Source organism: Pseudomonas sp. LY-1 (assembly GCF_053502595.1).
Genome location: NZ_CP094353.1, coordinates 3343291 through 3364024, shown reverse-complemented (window position 1 = coordinate 3364024; position 20734 = coordinate 3343291). Strand labels below are relative to the sequence as shown.

The following is a 20734-nucleotide window of genomic DNA, read 5'->3' as shown; positions in this document are numbered from 1 at the left end:
TAAACGCTCATTTTCCAACCATTTGACCTCAAAGATTGTTTGAGCCCCCCGAGTAGACCGCTAGACCCGACGGGCACCGTGACGCTTTTAGCGGATGAATCTATCCGCTCGAAATTGTTTACGTTTTGGCTATTGCAGGCCGTCAGGGACGTCATCATTAAAACTATCGCCAGTAACCTGTTCATTGTTTCCCTCTCGATCATGAGGGCCGAAAGCACCCTGCTGCTAAGGCCTGGACCCAGTAGGACTGGGCTTGGGCATTACCGGAATTTTTCCTAGGCCTTGGGCTTCGGGGCTGGAGACATCAACAGCCCGCAGGTTGCGCACAAATAGGTACCATCCGGACCATCTCTGAGCCCTGGATTGCCCCCAGCATCGACAACCACGTCCTAACCTCGATTATCGCAGACTCATGAGTACATCACCCGCCACCAAGATCGACAAAAAATGCACCTGACACAGGAAAACCGCTGCCAATTAAGGCTAGAGCCTCCTGTAAATCAGGCCGGTTGCGGAAGCGATTCAAAAAATTGCGGAAGCGATCTTAAATCGCAGGCAATAAAAAACCCCGTAGACGTTAATCTACGGGGCTTTTAAGAGTGGAGGCCGAGGTCGGAATCGAACCGGCGTAGGCGGATTTGCAATCCGCTGCATAACCATTTTGCTACTCGGCCTCAAACGATCAGTACCCTGGTTGCTGGCACTCACCGCATACAAACTTGAGTGGGCTATGTGAAGCGTGCCTCTACTCTAACTTATTGAATACATTGAAGTTTTTAATGCTTCATTGCGTTCGATGGGCGCCATTATGTACTCATTTGCTTTTGCCTGCAACCCCTTGATTTCAAAAAATATTCTGCCCTGGCATCAAGGGGTTGCGTGCGCGCCCTACTCTTTGATGACCTGCGATTGGTACTGCGGATCGGCCTTGATCTGCGCTTCGCTGAAGGGCAGCGGGCGGAGGTTTTTTTCGGAGAATGCGTGTGTCTGGTCCTTTGCGTATTTCGATGCAGGGTTGCTGGACAGGGAGAATGTCAGTAAGCCTTGGGCGCGGGGGCCGTTGGCGTCGAAGGTGACGATTTGCAGGTAGCTGCTGCCGCTGACCACTTCGCGTTTGCCATCGGCGCGGGGCACGGTTTGCATGGCGTTGTAGATGCCAAGCTGTTGCGGGCCGCCGTGGATTGGGGTCTGGCCGGAGACTTGTAGGTCGCCCCAGCGGCTGTTGGCGGTGAGCCCGAGTTGGCCGGCCTCGACGGTCGAGGCCAGCATGGCTTCGCGCAAGGCCTTGGCGACGGGCGCTCGCTCGATGGCCAGGCCGCGTGGGGTGGTGAGGGGTTGGGCCGGGTCGAAGGCGACACGCCAGGCGTCAGGGCTGTGCTGCAGGTGTTGCATCAGGTTGATGAAATGCACCAGGCCCAGGCCGCTGTCGAGGTTGGCGCGCTGGTCCCAGGTTTGCAGGCTGGCGCACAGCGGTTGCAGCGTGGCGGTGTCGGCACCGAGGTGTTTGGCGCAGAATTCGAGCAAATCGGGCATCACCTGGCTGGCGAGGTAGACCTGGTTGTCCATCACCATGTTTTGCAGGTCGGCAACGCTGATCGGCCGGTTGTCCAGCGACTGCAGGCGTTGCACGGCGAAACGCGCGCGGGGGCCGAGGCCGGTGTTGTCCTGGCTGATCACCGGGGAAAAACCGGTGAGGGGCGCCTTGGGGTTGACCATCCAGGCCGAATCGTTGGAATGCTGCACGTAGTCGGTACGTTCCAGTTGCGGCAACTGGTCGGCCGCGAAGATCCCGGCTTGGGCAGCGCGCGGGTCGACGTCCCAGGCGCAGGCGCTGCGGGCACCGTCGAGTACGATCAATTGCAGGCCGGCCCGTGGGTCACTGCATTGCGCGAGTTTGGCCGCGTTGACGTTGGGCACCACCGACAGGTTCATGAACAGGCTCTGCCCCTGGTCATCCGCAGCCAGGGTATTGACCCACGGGATGCCTTGCAGGGTGTGTACCGCGGTTTGCAGCTCCTTGACGCTGCCGGCGCGATTCATCGCGTACCACTGTTGCAGCACGCGGTCGTTGCCCAGGTTGGCATCGCGCAGGCTGAAGGCGTAACGGTTGTCCCAATCAAGCTTGCCAGGCCATTGCACGACCGGGCCGAATTGCGAACGGTAGACGGTATGCGCCTGCTCTTTGAGGCTGCCATCGGCTTGTTTGACCTGTACCGTCAGCGTGGTTTTATCCAGCGGGATGGATTTACCGTCCAGCAGGTAGCGCGTGACATCCTTGGGATCGAGGGTCAGGCGATACACGGTGAAATGCTTGGACGTGTCGACGGTATGGGTCCATGCCACATGCTGGTTAAAGCCGATATTCACCAGGGGCAAGCCCGGCAGTGCAGCGCCCATCACATCCAGTTGGCCAGGGATGGTCAGGTGCATCTCATAAAAGCGCATGCCGCCGATCCAGGGGAAATGCGGATTGGCCAGCAGCATGCCACGCCCGTTGAATGAGCGGTCACGGCCCACGGCGACGGCGTTGCTGCCTCGGTCCAGAGTGAAACGCTGTTGATGCGCAGCGGCCAGTTCAAAGGCCTTGGCGTCGCCCAGTCGATGGGCGGTGGTGTTGGGCGGCGTGGCGCCGACAAGGGCTTCGGCGAATTGGCCGACGCCGCCTTCCACCAGCAGCCTGCGCGTCAGCTTGATCACATCCTGCGGCGTGATCGGCCGTACCCACGCCGCCTGGCACTGGGCCGGAGCGCCCTGCTCTGTCAGATAACGGTTGTAGCCGGCGACGTACCCTTCGATACGCTGCTGGATCGGTGGGCTCTGCGCCGCCCAGAACGTGGCCACCGCCTCTGGTGTATTCAGCCAGGCAAAGAACACATCGCTGGTAACGTTGTTGCGCTCATCCAGGGTCGATTGTTCAGGGCCAAAGAACCTGGCGCGCTCTCCGCTCACCGTGACCACCTCGTTGGCCAGCAGGCACAGATTGTCCTGGGCATAGGCGTAACCGATGCCGAAGCCCAGGCCGCGCTCATCACTGGCGCGGATATGGGGCACACCGAAACTGGTGCGTCGGATGTCCGCCGCCTGCACCACCGCCTCGCGCGCGGATGCGGCCAGGCTCACGCCCAGCAATAGCGCCGTCACACACACCCTGGACAACCCGTTACAAATAATCACGCAGACCCCACCGTCAGATTGAACCGCCTCACAGGGCAATCACCCCAACGTAAGAACGCAACAGCCCGCGAATAATTTAGGTACGAATGCGGCCGCGTCATTTTCTGCGCTACGAGGGTGGTCAGTCCAAGCTCCGATGGCCTCCGTTACACATACTGACAACCCGCACCGCCCGCAAGCGGAACACAAGCACCTGCTTTCAACACCCAAACGAGCGCCTTCATACAAAGGCGTTCGTCGGCAAGGACTGCCTCACCGTGTGAAAGAAGGTACTCAGCATGACATCCGTCACCCTAACCTCCGGCTCGTCCCAGCAACCTGTTTACCCGCTGCTGCCCACGGCTTTAGCGACCGACGACATGGCTCCGGTCGCAGACCCGCCTACAGAGCAAGAAGTCGACAGCAATGACAACCGCCAGGCCCTCAAAACCGCATTGGCGCACAGGCGCAACCTGCAAACGCTCGCCCGCCAACTCAAGCAGGCCGCCCAGTCACTGGCACCGCAAGCCAGCGCCGAAGCAGTGCTGCGCGCACTGCAAGAAACCCTGATGGACGTCGATCCAGACTCGGCGCTTCAGCATCAATCGCCGCAGAAAATCAGCCTTGAGCGTTTCATCACACACCACGGCACGTACATTCCGGCCACGCGTGAAGACCTTTTCGACATGGCCGACGCACTGATCAATCATTCGTTGTCGCACCCATTGGGCAACTTGGGCGGCGGGCTCAGTTGGGCATTGCCGCTGAGCGTGGAACACCAGCGCGTGGTGCGCGACGTCGTGGCCGACAACACCGAGAAACTGCCGGGCGTGCCCCTTTTCGACCCTCGGCGCGGAGCATTGGGGTATCTGCTGGAAGGTAATCCGCTATCCGGTACCGAGCTACAGGACCCGGCCAAGGCGTTGGAGAAACTCCTCGATACCCCCAAGGCGCAGGAGCTGGGCCAGGCGATACAGGCCAAAGTCGGCGGCATCGCGACCGATACCAGCGCAAACGACTATGTACTGAGCGCGATCCACTTGGGGCTGGACCCCGAATCCATCGAACAGCCTGGCAGAAATACCGTCGCGGGCTTCAACCTCGCTGCCGAGAGCCACTGGGGCATGTCGCCAGCCAGTGTGATCAGCGCACTGGCCAAACACCTGAGCGACAGCGGCAAGACTTCCCTCGCTAGCGCGGATCTCGGCGCCAGGTTGCTGCTGGCACGGGTGGCGCCGCAATATCTGGTCAAGGATATTCCCGCCACGGTGGTGTACGGCAGCCAGGCATGGGCCAACTTGTGCATCGCCGTGGCTGCGATTGAAGCCCAGGCACCCGGCAAGGCAATGCACATGGATTTTGCCGAGGTCATGCGCCATGCCGACTCAATAGCACCGGCGGGTGAAGCGGCGCAGAAGGCCGCCTTGATCGATTGGGGCGTGGTGAACGGTTTTCTCTACGCCAAAGATGATGCGGCGTACAACAACGCAGAAATCGAGTACACCCGCGAAGCCTTCAATACCCAACACAGCGAATTGAGCGCCGCGTCCAAAGAAGTCGGCGCGACACTGCCCAGCCGCAAACAGATGGCGCTGGATCTGCTGAAAGCCACCTTCGGCGAACGCGATGACTTTGAGGATCGCGTGTTGCACATCAACTATAAATCCAACGACCCCAAGGCCCCGCGCTTCAGCCAAGCCTATTCGATGCTCGACATCACTCAGCAGGGGCTGGAAATCGACGCGCAGAGCTGGCTGGTCAGAGGCGCGCGCGCCGACATCGATCTTGAGGCGTTTGCGCAGTTCACCCGAAGCCCGTCTTTCAATATCCCGCAGGCGTTCGACACGGCATTCACCAACGCGTTGGACACTATCAAACAGGTAAAAAAATACTCACTCATCAGTGCCATTGACCGCCTGCCGTTGGCAGATCGAACACGCCTCAATTATGGAAAAATCAGTTTTTTCAAGGAAAACGACTACCGCACCAGCTTGATTCCTTTCGCCCAAGACAAGGTCTTCCACACCAGCCCAAAGATCCTCGTACACAGCGAATATCAAAACAGCCATCAGACATACGAATTCGATACCACAACCGGCATCATCTCCAAGGTTGACCAGGGCAGGATCAGCCGGCCCCACCAATACGTGTCGGACGAAGTCAACAAAATCGAAGCGTTTCATCCCAATCGCTCAACCCACAACTACGACGCCGAAGAAAAGGAACCGCAATACCCCACCTTCAACACGTTCCAAAGTCCGCGAACCCACTACATCGCCGACGCGCTGATCAAGGCGTTGGGGTTTGATGAGCCTGCCGTCAAGCGATACGCCGCAGGCGAAACCCCGGACGAGGCGCGACGCGAATGGGTCAGTTCAACAACGGACGCATTATTGAACCTGATCCCCCTCCGCTCGGCCATCACCCACTTGCGCAACGGTCACTACAAGGACGGCGCGATTGACCTGGCGCTGGATATATTTGGCTTTGTGACGGCCGGGTTGGGCGCTACCGCAAAACTCGGCAAGGCAGTGACAAACGCGGGTTCAACCCTGGGTGCCTTGGCGCGCGGCGGCAAAATCCTCGGGGTCACCGCACTCAACGCCTTCAACCCGTTGAGTGGCAGCGTTGACCTGGCGGTGGGTGCGGGCAGACTTGTCACGGATGGCATCAGCGCCAGCGCGCAAGGCATCCGCAAGCTGCGCGGCACGGCCAACGGCCAGTCGCTGGTCATCGCCAGCCAACGTTACGAGGCCGCCGCAACAGGCGTTTTACAGGTGGGTACGCAGCAAGTGGAAGGCTCGGCCATACGCCAACACGGTAAATGGTATGCCTTCGATTCAGACGCCATGCAGCCTTATGGGCCCGCACTCGACGCATTCACCCCTGTCCATACGCTGATGCCGCCCTCACCCACGGCCCAACACCCGGGGCGATCGGCTCGTGATCATCGCTTCAACCCGCTGAGTCGACCGTCACGTCCGCCACTCAGTCAACCGCCGGCTGGGCTGCCAGTCGAGCCGGTGCGTAAAATCGACCATTTGCCCGACGCCGAGTACGTGAGCAGCATTCGTGGCCGCCCCATCGAGGGCCATTTCACCCCCAGCAGAAAGCAGGCAACCCATGAGAAATTCGCCCAGGAAATGCGCGATTTTTATACGCACATGGCCGCAAACGGGCTGCCCCCTCGCCCCGAGTTTCCAAACATTCCCGCGCCAAAGAAAACGAGCGATGTGATTGCCGATGCTTTTCGCACGGCGCCTGGCCTGGTATTCGGCGAATCCCACAGCAGCTTGGCGGCTTTCCGAACTTTGTATGACAACGTCGATGTATTTGTTCAAAACAAGGTAAAAAAGCTATTCGTCGAAGGCCTGGTGTACGACAAAATCATGCGCTGGAAAGACGATGGCATGGGCCGGATCGGGCTCATATACCGCCCTCCCAACCAACGCCCGACCCTGGGCGAACTGTTGAAGAAATTCGAAGACAACGGGATCGAAATCGTACCGCTTGACCATTTTTACCTGACGCGGCACAACGACGAACGCCACCTGTTCGGCGGCCCCATCAAGACGCCTGAGCAGGCCAAACGACGACTCGAAGAGTTCAACTACTACGCCACCCGCACCATCGAGCAACACGCAGGCGAGGACAAGTGGGTTGCCCTGGTAGGGCGCCATCATCTCAATACCACCCAGAATGTTCTGGGCCTCTCCGAATTGACCGGCGCCACCGGCATCGCCGTGTATGGAAGAGCCGGACGCGTTAACTACGGCGTTCGCTCGGCAGACCCACGCCCCGGCCCCTCGGGCACCCTCACCCCTGCGGATGACTTGACCGGCGACCTGCAGATTTTCGCCGGCGAAGTGTGGCCGGTGTGACGGGAACAGCAGCCAGAAGACGTCTATCCAGAGCGATTGCAATGTGACAAAGCGGATACCGACAAATTTTCTACATCCGGCACTTCATGATTTGCATCGCTCGTTCGTCTTATTAGGTAACAGCGCCATCATTTTCCTGATCAGGCTCTGATAAGGAGTTTTTGCATGTACAACTCGCAACTGCCCACGGACGGACATTCACCGACCGCCGAGGCCGCTCATGGCAGAGGCGCCCAAGCGTTCGGCAACGCACCTGAACAGCACGGCAATCAGCGCATCCGCCATTTGCTCAAGTGTTTTGGTTTGCGCACCAGCCTGATCCGGCTGAAGGTCATCGACGCCCTCCTCACCGCCGCCGACAACCAGCGCACCCTTGGGGTACGCGGGGTACACAGCCATTTGCTGGAGCTGGGCATCCCGTTGTCGTTTCTCAGCGTGCGCGAGGTACTCAAGCGCCTGTGCAGCGAGGGCGTGATCACCCTCAATGCCGACAAAAGCTACAGCCTCCATGAAGAGGCTGCCAAAGTACTCGAAGGCCGCGCCTGACCCACGCAGCAGAATCAAAAGTTGGGCTTGACCTTGCGCCGCATCACACCGTTGATCACGACCACGGTGACCGCCACCGCAATGGCGATGTACTGGAACGTTTTTTCGCTGATAACCCCGGTGTTCTGCAAGTAGGACAGGCCAAACATCGTCCCCAGTACGACCAGGGAGATCAGAATCGAGTATTTCAAACGTTGCTTTTGCGTCATGACGGGTTCCTGAACCTTGAGAATGTATCCACTTTGTATCGCCGAACATGCCAAATACATACCCGCTGGCGGGGATGGAATCGGGTCGACAGGGTCTCATGTTACAGGCGATGAAAAACTTTGGCTTGCCCGTCGCCTGATTCAATCTATGAGTACCCTAGAGGATTTTGAAATGTTCCGTCGAATCACACTGCTGATTCCCTTGTTGATCATCCTGAGCATGAGCGGCTGCATCATTTTCCCACACGGTGGTGGCTGGCATGACCACCGTTACTACGGTGGCGGCCCGGGTTACTACCACCGCTGATCACACGTGCGTCTCGCTCTCCCTGCGCAGAGCGAGACCGCTCAAGCCGTCGCTTATCCACCTGCCTTCAAAGGGCGCGTTTGGCCCGCCGATCACCGCCGGCACGAAACATTTTGCACCAAGCTTCTCGCCATCCTGCGGAACACTTTCAGCCAACCCACCACGGAATGGGCAGCCCTGATGCGCAATCAGATGCTCACCTCATTGAATGTGAAGGCCCCGCCGATGCTATTTCCTCTCGTTTATTTCGCAGCCACTCATACCCACACGCCACAACCTGCCCCTCGCGATAAACCCTCGCCTTACGATCCCCCATCCGATCTGACGCCAGACGGCAACAACCTCAGAAAACACCCGCTGCACACTGACGGCGACGTGACAATCAGTCGACTCATTGACTGGAATACATCGGACCCCGAAAAACCGGAGATTAAGAGCAGTTGGCTTTTCGTGGAAAGCGGTAACCATTCGGACCGTATCCATGTACGCAGTTGGCCCGGCGACAAGCTGCAAATCCTGATCAACGACAAGCCCTATTTTTTCGACATCAAAGAAAAACAGGGCCCGGAGCAGCACCTCTGGATCGAGACCCAAGGGGGCGATGACACGGTAATAATCGACGATGACGTCAAGCTTCGTGTTGACGTTGAAGGGGGCGATGGCAACGACTACATCCGGGCAGGCGGCGGCCGGAGCAGACTCTATGGCGGGAACGGCAAGGACTTCCTGCAACTGGGCAGTGGTCTCGGCTATGCCGAGGGCAATGACGGCGACGACACCATCCTTGGGGGAAGCGGCCATGCCGTGATGTATGGCAATAAGGGTATGGACCTGCTCATTGCCGGCGACGGTCCCACCACCAAGCAGAGTTATCTGGACGGTGGCGACAACGAAGATGTACTCGTCTCAGGCAGCGGGCATACGGTTTCACATGGCGGCAATGACGATGATCTTCTTATAGGGCGCGACCGTACCACCTTCTATACAGGGAAAGGCGACGACACCATTTTGAATAATCAGCGCAAGGACCGTATCTACGCCAACGCCAGTGATCATTTCGACCGTACCCAAGGCTCGGCTTTCACCGAGGTGAAACCCAGCAACGCTGGCGAGCAGGCGTTCATCGTGAAAGACGGGCACCTGGAGTTCAAACAACGGGTAACCGACGACCTCGAATTCCTGCGCAGTTCGCCGCTAGGCCAACAGACCCTTGCCAAAATGGATGAACTCGCCGTGCTGAACGGCGGCAAAGTCACCATCGAACGAGGTGACTCGGGCAACACGTCATACGTTTTCGGGAGAACTGATCAGGACGAGCTGACACCTGAGGCATACGAAGCTCTCACCCCATCGGAGCAGGGAATCATCCAAAATGGTGTGGCCGGTTTGGGCGCCAATAGTGCCTACATTTTTTATGACCCCCAGTCTACCCGGGAGCGAGCTGACGGTACCTATACAGGGTTTCCCGTAACCGGCCTCCTTCACGAGATTGGGCATGCCTACAATGGCGCCACCGGCACGTTCCTGGCGGGTGAGAGTACCCAACGTCGGGAATCAGGCAGAACGGACGTCGTCCCGCATTTAGAACACCAAGTCGTTGGCCTGCCCAGCGATGCAGAACCTTTTGACCTCGATAACGACCCCGCCACGCCACCAAGCACCATTAATCCAAAACCCTTCACTGAGAACGGTTTGACCGAAGAAATGGGTAAACCGCTTAGGAAAAGTTACCGATTTGATCTCAGTGCTCAGGGGGACGGTCTCTAGTACACCCTTCACACGCCAGCCGGTCAGCCATATCAACAACCTCAGCACCCAGAACGCCACGGCTGCCGAGCAGCAAAGCGCTGTGACCGAGTGGATCAACCGCAGCATGGTCCATATCCGACATATGGTCGAAGAGCGGGTGCAAAGCGGCCATGCCACTGAAACCAATACGCAAAGCCTGCTCAACGCTAATGCCTGGGTGATCGCGCTGATGAGCCGCTTCAAGGTGCAGTGATAAATTAATGAGACACTCCCGTGCAATGCATGGGAGTGGGTCTATCCTGACAGCTCCGGGTGCAGAGTTTCACCACACAGGAGGTGTTCCATGCGCGCTGTCGAGCAGTCGGTCCGCCTGGAGCGGATCAGTCAGGAACGCTTTATCCAAGCGCCTATCGAGGCTGTCTACAACTATGTAACCCAGCCCGATCGCTGGCACGAATGGCACCCGACCTCCCTCAGTGCCGACACCGGCACCACCGGTTCACTCTCCGCCGGCACGCGCTTTACCGAGGTGATCGACCTGCTGGGCGTGCGGGTGCCAATGAGTTACCGCGTGCAGATCGCCCGGCCGCCGGAAGAATTCAAGGCGGTATTCACCTCCCTGGCCGTCGACGGCTCGATTCACTACAGCCTGCACGCCTGTCGTGACGGCACGCTGTTCAAGCGCGTGTTGACCTACGAAACCGAACTGCAACTGGCCGGCTTGCACGAGCGCATGGTGGAGCTGTCCACGGTTGCGCTGGACCAGCTCAAGCAACGCTTGGAAAACCCCGCCTTCGTCGAATAAGCCAACATACCGTCGAGCTTCCGCACGGCCGCGATGCGCCTTAGTCTCGACGGCAAGCCTATCGACCCAACGACCGGACAGCCTGCAAACATCTCCGGCAACATCTTGACAAGGCAAAAGCGTAACCTCTATTGTCTGACAACCTGACTACCAAGGTTTTTTCCATGCTTGAGCTCCAGCGCCCTGACTCGCTCGTTGTACGGGTTGTCAGCGCCATCCGCGCCGAAATCGATTCTGGCCAATTGGCGCCCGAGTCGCGTTTGCCCACTGAACAGCAACTGGCTGAACAACTGAACGTCAGCCGCTCAGTGGTGCGCGAAGCGATTGCCCAACTCAAGGCCGACGGTGTGCTGACAGCCAAGCGTGGCCTGGGCTCATTTATCTCGCAAACCCCTGCGGGTACGGTGTTTCGCTTCCCGGAAAAAAACGGTCGTCGTCCGGACCTGGCGCAGATGTTCGAAGTGCGCCTGTGGATCGAAACCCAGGCCGCCTCGATCGCCGCCCAACGCCGTGATGCCGACGACCTGCAGCGCATGCAGAAGGCGCTGCAGGAAATGCACGACCAGCGCGCCGACTTCGAGGCCGCCGCCCTCGCCGATGTCGAGTTTCATCGCGCCATCGCCGAAGCCAGCAAGAATGACTACTTTGTCGCCTTCCACGACTTTCTGCGCAGCCAGTTGGCCAGTGCGCGCAAAACCGCCTGGGAAAACTCGGCGTCGCGTTTTGCCAGTGGCTCGGCCGACGCCACCCAGGAACACCAGGCGCTTTACCAGGCCATCGCCGACGGTGATGCCCAAGCGGCCGCAGCCAATGCCGAAGCGCACCTGCGCGCAGCGGCCAAACGCCTGCAACTTGAGCTGCCTGCCACGAATTGAATGATCCAAGCTTTGTGCAGCGTGCCTCAGGCACGCCATTTTTTTAACAAAAACATTAGTCTGACAACCTGATAAGCAGACTGAAATGTGCAACCCTTAGGTACTCCAAACCATGATTTACGACTTCTGCATCATCGGCGGTGGCATCGTCGGCCTGGCCACTGCGATGGAGCTGCTCAAACGCCAGCCCAACGCCTCACTGGTGATCCTGGAAAAAGAAGCCTCGCTGGCCAAGCACCAGACCGGGCATAACAGCGGAGTAATTCACGCCGGCATCTACTACGCCCCCGGCAGCCTCAAGGCCGATCTGTGCAAACGCGGCGCCGAGGCCACCAAACGGTTTTGCCGCGAACACGGGATCAAGTTCGAGGTGTGCGGCAAGTTGCTGGTGGCCTCCACGCCCCTGGAAATGCAGCGCATGGAGGCACTTTATGCGCGCTCGCAGTTGAATGAGCTGAAGGTCGAACGCCTGGACGCCGACCAACTGCGCCAGCGCGAGCCCAACATCATCGGTCTGGGCGGCTTGTTTCTCGATGCGACCGGCATTGTCGATTACCGCGAAGTCTGCGAAACCATGGCCCAGGTAATTCGCCGACAAGGCGGTGAGATCTGCCTGGAGCGCACCGTCACCGCCATTTCGGAAGACACCGACAAGGTCACCGTCAACACCCGCGGCGAAGCCTGGCAAGCCAGGCACCTGGTGGTCTGCGCCGGCCTGCAGTCGGATCGGCTGGCGACGATGGCCGGAGTCAAGATCGACCACCAGATCATTCCCTTTCGCGGCGAATACTTCCGCCTGCCGGCCTCGAAGAACAACCTCGTCAACCACCTGATCTATCCGATTCCGGACCCGGAACTGCCGTTCCTCGGCGTACACCTGACGCGGATGATCGACGGCAGCATCACGGTCGGCCCCAACGCCGTGCTGGGCCTGGGCCGGGAGAACTACCGCAAGTTCTCGATCAACTGGCGCGACGTGGCGCAGTACGCCAGCTTCCCCGGTTTCTGGAAAACCCTCTGGCAGAACCTGGGTTCAGGCAGCGTCGAGATGAAAAACTCACTGTTCAAGTCCGGCTACCTGGAGCAATGCCGCAAGTACTGCCCGTCGTTGAACCGCGAAGATCTGCTGCCCTACGAAGCAGGCATCCGCGCCCAGGCCGTGATGCGCGACGGCAGCCTGGTCCACGACTTTCTGTTCGCCCAGACGCCCCGCATGCTCCATGTCTGCAACGCGCCCTCACCCGCCGCCACCTCGGCGATTCCCATCGGCGAAATGATCGCCGATCGCATGTTCACACCCGGCTGACACCGCATCCCCGGCCCTTCCCGGGCCATCGCCACAAGCGTCACTTTGACAATAAATATAATGACTCAGAAGGAAGTACAGAATGACGGCAACACCGCATACCGCTGCCCCGGAAACGCCGGCACAAAGCAAAAAACGCCTGCGCAAAGTCGCCGCCGCTACGATCTTCGGATCGATGCTGGAGTGGTACGACTTTTACCTGTACGCCACCATGGCGGCCATCGTGTTCTCGAAGATCTTCTTCGACAACAGTGACCCGAAAGCCGCCTCGCTCATGGCCTTTTCCACCTTCGCCATCGGCTTTATCGCCCGACCGTTCGGCGGCATTCTGTTCGGCTACCTGGGCGACAAGTTCGGCCGCAAACAGGTGCTGGTATTGACCTTCTGCATGATGGGCGTGTGTACCACGCTGATCGGCCTGATCCCCAGCTATGCCTCCATCGGCATCTGGGCGCCGATCATCCTGGTGTTCATCAGGATCATCCAGGGCCTGGGCGCCGGGGCCGAGTTATCGGGCGCGGCGGTCACTTCCTACGAGCACGCGTCGGAAGGCAAGCGCGGTAGCCAGGGCGCCTGGCCGGCGTTGGGCCTGAACCTGGGCCTGCTCCTGTCGTCATTGACCGTGTACCTGCTGACCATCAATGGCAACGACTTCATGCTGGCAGGCGGCTGGCGTATCCCGTTCATCTGCAGTATCGCGTTGGTGGGCGTCGGCCTGTGGGTGCGCAACAGCATTCCGGAAACCCCGGAGTTCAAGGAGCTGAGCCAGGCACCCAAGGTCGCCAAGCCTTCGCCGCTCAAAGCGCTGTTCAAGAACGATCTCAAGGGGTTGGCGGTGGTGTTCTTCGTAGCCATTGGCTACAACGCCCTGAGCTATATCTTCAAGACGTTTTCCCTGGCCTACCTGACTCAATTCAAAGGCGTCGATGTACACGTCACGTCGCTGTCGGTGACCATTGCCAGCCTTATCGCCATCGTCGCGGTGCCGTGCTTCGGCTGGCTGTGCGACAAATGGAGCAGCAAAAAAGTGCTGGTACTCGGCGGCGTCTGCTCGCTGTTGTTTGCCTACCCGTTCCTGGCCCTGCTCGACACTGGCGACAGCCTGATGATCTACATTGCCATCGGCGTCGGCACCGGCCTGCTCGCTCCCATGATGTTCGCGCCCCAGGGCTCGTTCTTAAGCCGTCAATTCCCGACCCAGACGCGCTCCTCGGGCTTCGGCACCGGCCGCGAAATCGGCACCGCTATCGCCGGCGGCCTGGCACCGCTGGGAGCCTTGTCCCTGGTGGCCGCGTCGCCGACCCACGCCACAGGCGGGGTGGTGATTATCCTCGCGATCGCGGCACTGCTGGTGGTGGTGTTCGCCCTGTGCGACCAGGGCCGTAAACACTCGACCTTCAAGAACTGAGCGAAAAACCTCGGTCGGCTTCAGCGCGGGGGCCAGGCCATGGCCTGAGCCCTTGCGCATGACCGACGTCAAGGCCGCTCTTCACGTAACCGGGTAACCTAAAAATGTGAGATGAGTATTCACTCCCCCGAAGAAACCCTAGGAGCACCCGTTGAAAACCCGTCACTGCCTCGTCGTCCTCTTCCTGATCACGACGTTGACGTTACTCATGGATATACCGGTCAAGACGTGGCTGACCTCAGCGACCCTCAGTTTGCTGCTCGGCACTTGCGCGCTGGTGTACATGGCGGCGTCCTGCGTACTGGCCAGTCGCTGGTCGGTGGTGGAGAACGTGTTTGGCGGCCTGGATCGCGTCTATGAAGCACACAAGTGGTTGGGCATCTGGGCGCTGGTGTTCGCCACGTATCACTTTGTGTTCAAAGCTAACCTGGATGTGTGGAACAGCGTGCCCATCCTGGAGCTGCCCAAATACTGGACGCGCCTCGTCCGTCAACTGAGCTACGTGGCGCTGGGCCTGATCGTGCTGTTGGCGTTGAACCGCAACATTCCTTACAACGTCTGGCGCTGGTGGCACAAGTTGTCTGGCCCGCTGTTCCTGATCGTGATCCTGCACGGGCTGAGTTTCAAATCGCCGATCACCCTGACCGCGCCATCGGGCGTCTGGTTGACCTTGTGCTGCAGCCTGGGCGTCATCGGAGCCCTCTATAAACTGGTGCTTTACCCCTGGGTTGGGCGTGCCGGCGAATACCGGGTGACGGCCGTCAACCGCGCCAACGGCGCGTTGCATTTGACACTGGCGCCAATTCACAACGGGTTTGACTTCAAGGCCGGGCAATTCGCGTTCCTGGCCATGCAGGTCAAAGGGTTGCGCGAGCCGCACCCCTTCACGATCGCCAGCGCCAACCGTGAAAACGGGCAGATTGCGTTCATGATCAGAGGGTTGGGGGATTACACCAACGCCCTGGCAGACTGCGCCAAGGTCGGCATGCGCGCCGATCTGTATGCGCCTTACGGGCGCTTCAAGCGTGCTGTGCAGGCCGAACGGGAAATCTGGATCGGCGCCGGCGTGGGTATTTCGCCGTTTATTTCCTGGCTGCAAGACCCTGCCGCCAAAGACTTCGACAAAGCCACGCTGGTCTATTGCTTCACGCCCGCGCGCGCCTTCCCGCCGGCCGAACAGGTGCAGACCATGGCCCGCTTACGGGGTGCGCAATTCGTCAGTAATGCCGGCGGCCTCGAACGCTTGGCCGACACCCTGCGCCAAGCCGTGGCCGAGACCGACCCTGACAAAGTGCATATCAGCTTCTGCGGCCCCAAAGGTTTGCTGGTCAAGGTTCGCGAGCTGATGAACGCCCACCGGATTCCACCGGCCAACCTGCACAGCGAACGGTTCGAGTTTCGCTGAAACCACAGGACGCAGGTCAACCCAGCACCTGAAGGGGGTTTGGCGGTGGACGTAAACTGGCATGATAGCGCCCATCCCACAACCTTCTCTGACTTGCGAGACGCCCCATGAAAACCCCATTGCGACTGGCCCTGCTTTCAGCCCTGTTGACCACCGGCCTGGCCCAGGCGGCCGAGCTGATCCCCATCGACGTACACCGCGACGCCAACTGCGGCTGCTGCAAACAATGGATCCGCCATCTGGAAAGCCACGGTTTCAAGGTCAATGATCACGTTGAGACCGATATGAGCGCGGTCAAACAACGCCTCGGCGTCGCGCCGCGCCTGGGCTCGTGCCATACCGCCGTGATCGACGGCAAGTTCGTCGAAGGTCACGTACCCGCCGAGCACGTGTTGGCGCTGCGCAAGCGCGATGATCTGCTCGGTATCGCCGCGCCGGGCATGCCCATGGGTTCGCCCGGCATGGAAATGGACGGCCACGGCGACGCCTACCAAGTCATCGGCCTGACCCGCGACGGTAAAGATGTGGTGGTGGCCGACTACCCGGCACACTGATCGATGCTGACGGGTTACCTGGGGCTGTTTTTTGCGGCATTCGGCGCCGCCACCCTCCTGCCCTTGCAATCGGAAGCCGTGCTGGTGGGTCTGCTGCTCAGCGGGCATTACAGCCTGTGGTGGCTGCTGGGCATCGCGACGCTGGGCAACGTGCTCGGCTCGCTGGTCAATTGGCTGCTGGGGCGCTCGATCGAGCACTTCAAGGCGCGCCGCTGGTTTCCGGTCAACGCCCGGCAACTCGACAAGGCGCGCCGCCACTACGAACGCTGGGGGCATTGGACGTTATTGCTCAGTTGGGTGCCGATCATCGGCGACCCGCTGACCTTGATCGCCGGGGTGATGCGCGAACCGCTGTGGCGCTTTTTGCTGCTGGTGACCCTGGCCAAGGGCGTGCGTTATGGCGTGCTGGCCGCGCTGACCCTGCACTGGGTGTTAATCCCCACTTAATCGCCTGCAAACAGCATCCGAGCTCCCCACTCGGAGCCCCGTCATGCCTCTACTGCGCACCTTTTGCCTTGCCGGCCTGCTCGCCGCCGGCGCAGCGCCCGCATTCGCCGCCACCGAAGGCCCCAGCTACGGGCCTGAACTGCAGGGTTTCCAATACCCTTATCCGGTTCAACACTTCCGTTTTCAGTCCCAGGGCAAATCCCTGCACATGGGCTACATGGACATCCCGGCCAGCGGCACCGCCAACGGTCGCAGCGTGGTGCTGCTGCACGGCAAGAACTTCTGCGGCGCCACATGGGAGGGTTCGATCAAGGCGCTGAGCGACGCCGGTTACCGCGTGATCGCACCCGACCAGATCGGCTTCTGCACCTCGAGCAAGCCCGACAGCTACCAGTACAGCTTCCAGCAACTGGCGATCAATACCCACCAACTGCTGGAAAAACTCGGCATTCAGAAGGTCACCCTGCTCGGCCACTCCACCGGCGGCATGCTCGCCACCCGCTACGCGCTGCTGTACCCAGAGCAAACCGAGCAACTGGCGCTGGTCAACCCGATCGGCCTGGAAGACTGGAAAGCCCTCGGCGTGCCTTATCGCAGCGTCGACCAATGGTACGAACGCGAATTGCAGGTGAGCGCCGACGGCATCCGCAGCTACGAGCGCGACACCTACTACGCCGGCCACTGGAAGCCCGAATACGAGCGCTGGGTACAGATGCTCGCCGGCATGAACAAAGGCCCCGGCCACACCCAGGTGGCATGGAACTCGGCGCTGATTTACGACATGATCTTCACCCAGCCGGTGTACTACGAGTTCAAGGACCTGCAGGTGCCCACGCTGCTGCTGATCGGCACCAGCGACACCACCGCCATCGGCAAAGACCTCGCGCCGCCGGCGGTAAAGGCAAAGATCGGGCACTACGCGGTGCTGGGCAAACAGGTAGCCAAGTTGATCCCCCGCGCCACCCTGGTGGAATTCCCCGGCCTGGGCCACGCACCGCAGATGGAAGAACCGGCGCAGTTCCACAAGGCCTTGCTGCAGGGGCTCGACCACCTTTAATCCAACGTTATAAGAGGCGCCCGCGTATGTCGCTACAGATCGCAGTCATTGATGATTGGCAGGACGTCGCCCGTGATGTGGTGGACTGGTCAGCCCTGGCGGCGCTCGGCCAAGTGCATTTTCTGCATGATTACCCGGCGGACACCGCCACGATGGTCGAGCGCCTGAAAGGCTTCGACGTGATCTGCGTGATGCGCGAACGTTCGACCTTCGATAGCCCGTTGCTGCAAGGCCTGCCCAACCTCAAGCTGCTGGTGACCGGTGGCATGCGCAACGCCGCCATCGACCTTGCCGCCGCCAAAGCCCTGGGTATCCAGGTGTGCGGCACCGACAGCTATAAACACGCCGCACCGGAGCTGACGTGGGCGTTGATCATGGCGTCCACGCGCAACCTGCTGGCCGAAGCCAATTCCCTGCGCGCCGGTCACTGGCAGGTGGGCCTGGGCGGCGACCTGCATGGCCAGACCCTGGGAATCCTGGGGCTGGGCAGCATTGGCCAGAAGGTCGCGCAATTTGCCCAAGTGTTCGGGATGCGGGTGATTGCCTGGAGTGAAAACCTTACACCGCAACGCGCGGCGGAATCCGGGGTGACGTGGGTCAGCAAGCGCGACTTGTTCGCACAGGCCGATATTCTCACCATCCACCTGGTCCTCAGCGAGCGTAGCCGTGGGCTGGTGGATGCCGAGGCGCTCGGCTGGATGAAGCCGACGGCACGCCTGGTCAATACGGCACGCGGGCCGATCGTGGACGAACCGGCGTTGCTGGATGCCTTGAGCAACGGCCGCCTGGCGGGAGCAGCGCTGGATGTGTATGCCGAAGAGCCACTGCCGGTCGATCATCCGTTGCGCCGTTTGCCTAACGTGCTGGCCACTCCCCACGTCGGGTATGTCAGCGAGCAGAATTACCGGCAGTTCTATCAGCAGATGATTGCCGATATCCAGGCTTGGGCCGCGGGCACGCCCATTCGCGTGCTCGGCTGACGCACCAATTCAGCGCACGCGCACTGCTGTGACGAGGCGCCTGCTCCCGAAACGCCCCTGAAGCGGGGCGCCAGCCCACCAACCGGACCGAGCGCCCTCGCTACGCACTGTCCGCGGATCGCCAGGCGCCCACACCGTGTTCCAACGTCGCATATCGTTACAAGTTTTTTTGTCCTACAAAATTTCCACATAAACCCTACAGTCTTTAGGATTTGTCCTAGACTCAAGCTCGATGGGTCCGTTCAAAAACAAAAGCCCCGCAAAAAATCGAAACTTTCAAACTCTGCCGTAGGTCAGGTTTAGGGTAAGGCGTGCATAAGCGGTTCAGACCGAATGCCCGTCCATCCAATCTATTTCAGCTAACCGTGCAACTGGCACAAGCCTTGCCAGTTTGTATAGCGCTTGTGCGTCTGGCCGCAGGAAGCGGTCTTCGGAGCTAGTGGCAGCGGGCCACCAGCCAACCAACATGTGGGAGAGAACTATGATCAGTGCCGCAGTAGAAACTCAGGGAGAGCGTTTTAGTAAATCGGCAGGGGGGCCAACATCGTTGGTCGATCTGCCCAATGCTGTGCGGCCGGTCGTGAGTCATAACCCCAATCGAAAGAAAGTCTTGTTCGTCACTTCCGAATTTGCCGACCTGGTCAAGACCGGCGGCCTAGGCGATGTTTCCGCCGCCCTGCCCCGCGCCATGGGGCACTTGCACGATGTGCGTGTGCTGATCCCCGGTTACCCGCAAGTGATGGAAAGCGACAACCCGATCCATATCATCGGCGAACTGGGTGGCCACGCCGCGCTGCCGCCATGCAAGATCGGGCGCATGGACCTCAAGGATGGCCTGGTTATCTACGTACTGATCTGCCCCGAACTGTACGAGCGCGAAGGCACGCCCTATGGCGCCAACAACGGCCGCGACTGGCCGGACAACCACATCCGCTTCGCGCGCCTGGGCCTGGCCGCTGCCGACATGGCCGCCAACCTCGCCCAGATCCACTGGTGCCCGGACCTGGTGCATGCCCACGACTGGCCCGCCGGCCTGGCCCCCGCCTATATGCACTGGCGTGGGTCACGCACACCGACCCTGTTCACCATCCACAACCTGGCGTACCAGGGCGTGGTCAGCCTGGCCTCCACGCCGGAGCTGGGCATTCCGCCCCATGCGCTGCAACAGGAAGGCATGGAGTTCTACGGCAAGATGTCGTTCCTCAAGGCGGGGATGGCCTACTCCAGCCACATCACCACCGTGAGCGCCACCTACGCCCAGGAAATCACCACCCCGGAATTCGGCTGCGGCCTGGACGGCTTCCTCGCCAGCAAGACCCAGCAAGGCTTGCTCAGCGGCATTCCCAACGGCATCGATGAAAGCTGGGAAGCCTCCACCGACACGCACCTGACCCACAACTTCAATATCGGCGATTGGGAAGGCAAGGCGGTCAACGCCGCCCACGTGCGCAACCTGTTTGGCCTGCATGAGTCCACCGGGCCGCTGTTCGCCGTGGTCTCGCGGCTGGTCTATCAAAAAGGCCTGGACCTGACCGAAGCGGTCGCCAGCTTTATCGTCGAGAACGGCGGCCAGATCGCGATCATCGGTCGTGGCGAGCCGGAAGAAGAACAGGCCATGCGCGAACTGGCGCTGCGCTTCCCGGGCCAGGTCGGTGTACGCATCGGCTTCAACGAAACCGACGCCCGCCGCATGTTTGCCGGCAGCGACTTCCTGCTGATGCCGTCGCGCTATGAACCGTGCGGCTTGAGCCAGATGTACGCGCAGCGCTTCGGCTCGCTGCCGGTGGCGCGCAACACCGGCGGCCTGGCGGACACCATCGAAGACGGCGTCACCGGGTTTCTGTTCAACGAGTCCACCGTGGACAGCTACCGCGAAGCCCTGAACCGTGCGTTCAAAGTGTTCGCCTACCCAGGCCTGCTCAACGCCATGCGCTGCCGGGCGATGACCCAACCGTTCAACTGGTGCCAGGCGGTCGAACCCTATGCCGAACTGTATGAACAACTGGTGGCCAAGGCGCTGGGGAAATCGACTAAATAATCAAGGGAGGTCTT

Annotated in this window: 16 protein-coding genes, 1 tRNA gene and 1 pseudogene; 15 read left to right on the top strand and 3 right to left on the bottom strand. The window is 60.2% G+C overall.

Annotation, left to right across the window (positions count from 1 at the left end):
- Nucleotides 1-600: 600 nt before the first annotated feature.
- Both MOQ67_RS15305 and pvdQ read right to left on the bottom strand, forming a co-directional pair.
- Nucleotides 601-674 (bottom strand) — tRNA-Cys (locus MOQ67_RS15305).
- Nucleotides 675-888: 214 nt separating this feature from the next.
- Nucleotides 889-3174, bottom strand: a complete 2286-nt coding sequence (gene pvdQ, locus MOQ67_RS15300) for a bifunctional acylase PvdQ (protein ID WP_104903264.1) — start codon at nucleotides 3172-3174, stop codon at nucleotides 889-891.
- Nucleotides 3175-3452: 278 nt separating this feature from the next.
- On the opposite strand from pvdQ, the gene MOQ67_RS15295 reads away from it, so the two are divergent.
- Nucleotides 3453-7034, top strand: a complete 3582-nt coding sequence (locus tag MOQ67_RS15295; protein WP_198717244.1) for a membrane-targeted effector domain-containing toxin — start codon at nucleotides 3453-3455, stop codon at nucleotides 7032-7034.
- Nucleotides 7035-7199: 165 nt separating this feature from the next.
- The gene (locus MOQ67_RS15290) at nucleotides 7200-7580 is read left to right on the top strand and encodes a hypothetical protein (protein ID WP_046486080.1); all 381 of its coding nucleotides are present in this window, start codon (nucleotides 7200-7202) and stop codon (nucleotides 7578-7580) included.
- Between the two features lie 14 nt (nucleotides 7581-7594).
- Here MOQ67_RS15290 and MOQ67_RS15285 read toward each other — a convergent pair whose 3' ends face one another.
- Nucleotides 7595-7789: a hypothetical protein gene (locus tag MOQ67_RS15285; RefSeq protein ID WP_017846379.1), complete on the bottom strand. Its 195-nt coding sequence runs from the start codon at nucleotides 7787-7789 to the stop codon at nucleotides 7595-7597.
- A gap of 172 nt (nucleotides 7790-7961) precedes the next feature.
- Here MOQ67_RS15285 and MOQ67_RS15280 point away from each other — a divergent pair, with 172 nt between their 5' ends.
- The 13 genes and pseudogenes from MOQ67_RS15280 (at nucleotide 7962) to glgA (ending at nucleotide 20720) form a co-directional block, all read left to right on the top strand.
- Entirely contained in the window at nucleotides 7962-8096 is a 135-nt protein-coding gene (locus tag MOQ67_RS15280) for a hypothetical protein (protein ID WP_017846380.1), read from the top strand.
- 6 nt (nucleotides 8097-8102) lie between these two features.
- Nucleotides 8103-9863, top strand: a complete 1761-nt coding sequence (locus tag MOQ67_RS15275) for a M91 family zinc metallopeptidase (RefSeq protein ID WP_448675515.1) — start codon at nucleotides 8103-8105, stop codon at nucleotides 9861-9863.
- 22 nt (nucleotides 9864-9885) lie between these two features.
- Nucleotides 9886-10098, top strand: a pseudogene (locus MOQ67_RS15270) (methyl-accepting chemotaxis protein); the annotation flags it as partial.
- Between the two features lie 90 nt (nucleotides 10099-10188).
- Complete coding sequence (locus tag MOQ67_RS15265; protein WP_017846383.1) at nucleotides 10189-10650, top strand: SRPBCC family protein; 462 nt, start codon at nucleotides 10189-10191, stop codon at nucleotides 10648-10650.
- A 164-nt stretch (nucleotides 10651-10814) separates the two neighbouring features.
- A complete protein-coding gene (locus MOQ67_RS15260; protein WP_017846384.1) occupies nucleotides 10815-11525 on the top strand; it encodes a FadR/GntR family transcriptional regulator in 711 nt (236 codons plus the stop codon).
- A gap of 112 nt (nucleotides 11526-11637) precedes the next feature.
- Complete coding sequence (gene lhgO, locus MOQ67_RS15255) at nucleotides 11638-12831, top strand: L-2-hydroxyglutarate oxidase (RefSeq protein WP_017846385.1); 1194 nt, start codon at nucleotides 11638-11640, stop codon at nucleotides 12829-12831.
- Nucleotides 12832-12913: 82 nt separating this feature from the next.
- Complete coding sequence (locus MOQ67_RS15250) at nucleotides 12914-14239, top strand: MFS transporter (RefSeq protein WP_017846386.1); 1326 nt, start codon at nucleotides 12914-12916, stop codon at nucleotides 14237-14239.
- 151 nt (nucleotides 14240-14390) lie between these two features.
- Complete coding sequence (locus tag MOQ67_RS15245; RefSeq protein ID WP_017846387.1) at nucleotides 14391-15644, top strand: ferredoxin reductase family protein; 1254 nt, start codon at nucleotides 14391-14393, stop codon at nucleotides 15642-15644.
- Nucleotides 15645-15751: 107 nt separating this feature from the next.
- Entirely contained in the window at nucleotides 15752-16198 is a 447-nt protein-coding gene (locus MOQ67_RS15240) for a DUF411 domain-containing protein (RefSeq protein ID WP_017846388.1), read from the top strand.
- A 3-nt stretch (nucleotides 16199-16201) separates the two neighbouring features.
- Nucleotides 16202-16645 (top strand): YqaA family protein, encoded by a 444-nt coding sequence (locus tag MOQ67_RS15235; RefSeq protein WP_017846389.1) that lies wholly within the window; start codon nucleotides 16202-16204, stop codon nucleotides 16643-16645.
- 43 nt (nucleotides 16646-16688) lie between these two features.
- Nucleotides 16689-17702, top strand: coding sequence for an alpha/beta fold hydrolase (locus MOQ67_RS15230; RefSeq protein WP_198717243.1), 1014 nt, complete (start codon nucleotides 16689-16691; stop codon nucleotides 17700-17702).
- 26 nt (nucleotides 17703-17728) lie between these two features.
- Nucleotides 17729-18682 (top strand): D-2-hydroxyacid dehydrogenase family protein, encoded by a 954-nt coding sequence (locus MOQ67_RS15225; RefSeq protein ID WP_198717242.1) that lies wholly within the window; start codon nucleotides 17729-17731, stop codon nucleotides 18680-18682.
- Between the two features lie 481 nt (nucleotides 18683-19163).
- On the top strand, nucleotides 19164-20720 hold the full coding sequence (glgA, locus tag MOQ67_RS15220) for a glycogen synthase GlgA (protein ID WP_198717241.1): 1557 nt from the start codon (nucleotides 19164-19166) through the stop codon (nucleotides 20718-20720).
- Nucleotides 20721-20734: the final 14 nt, after the last annotated feature.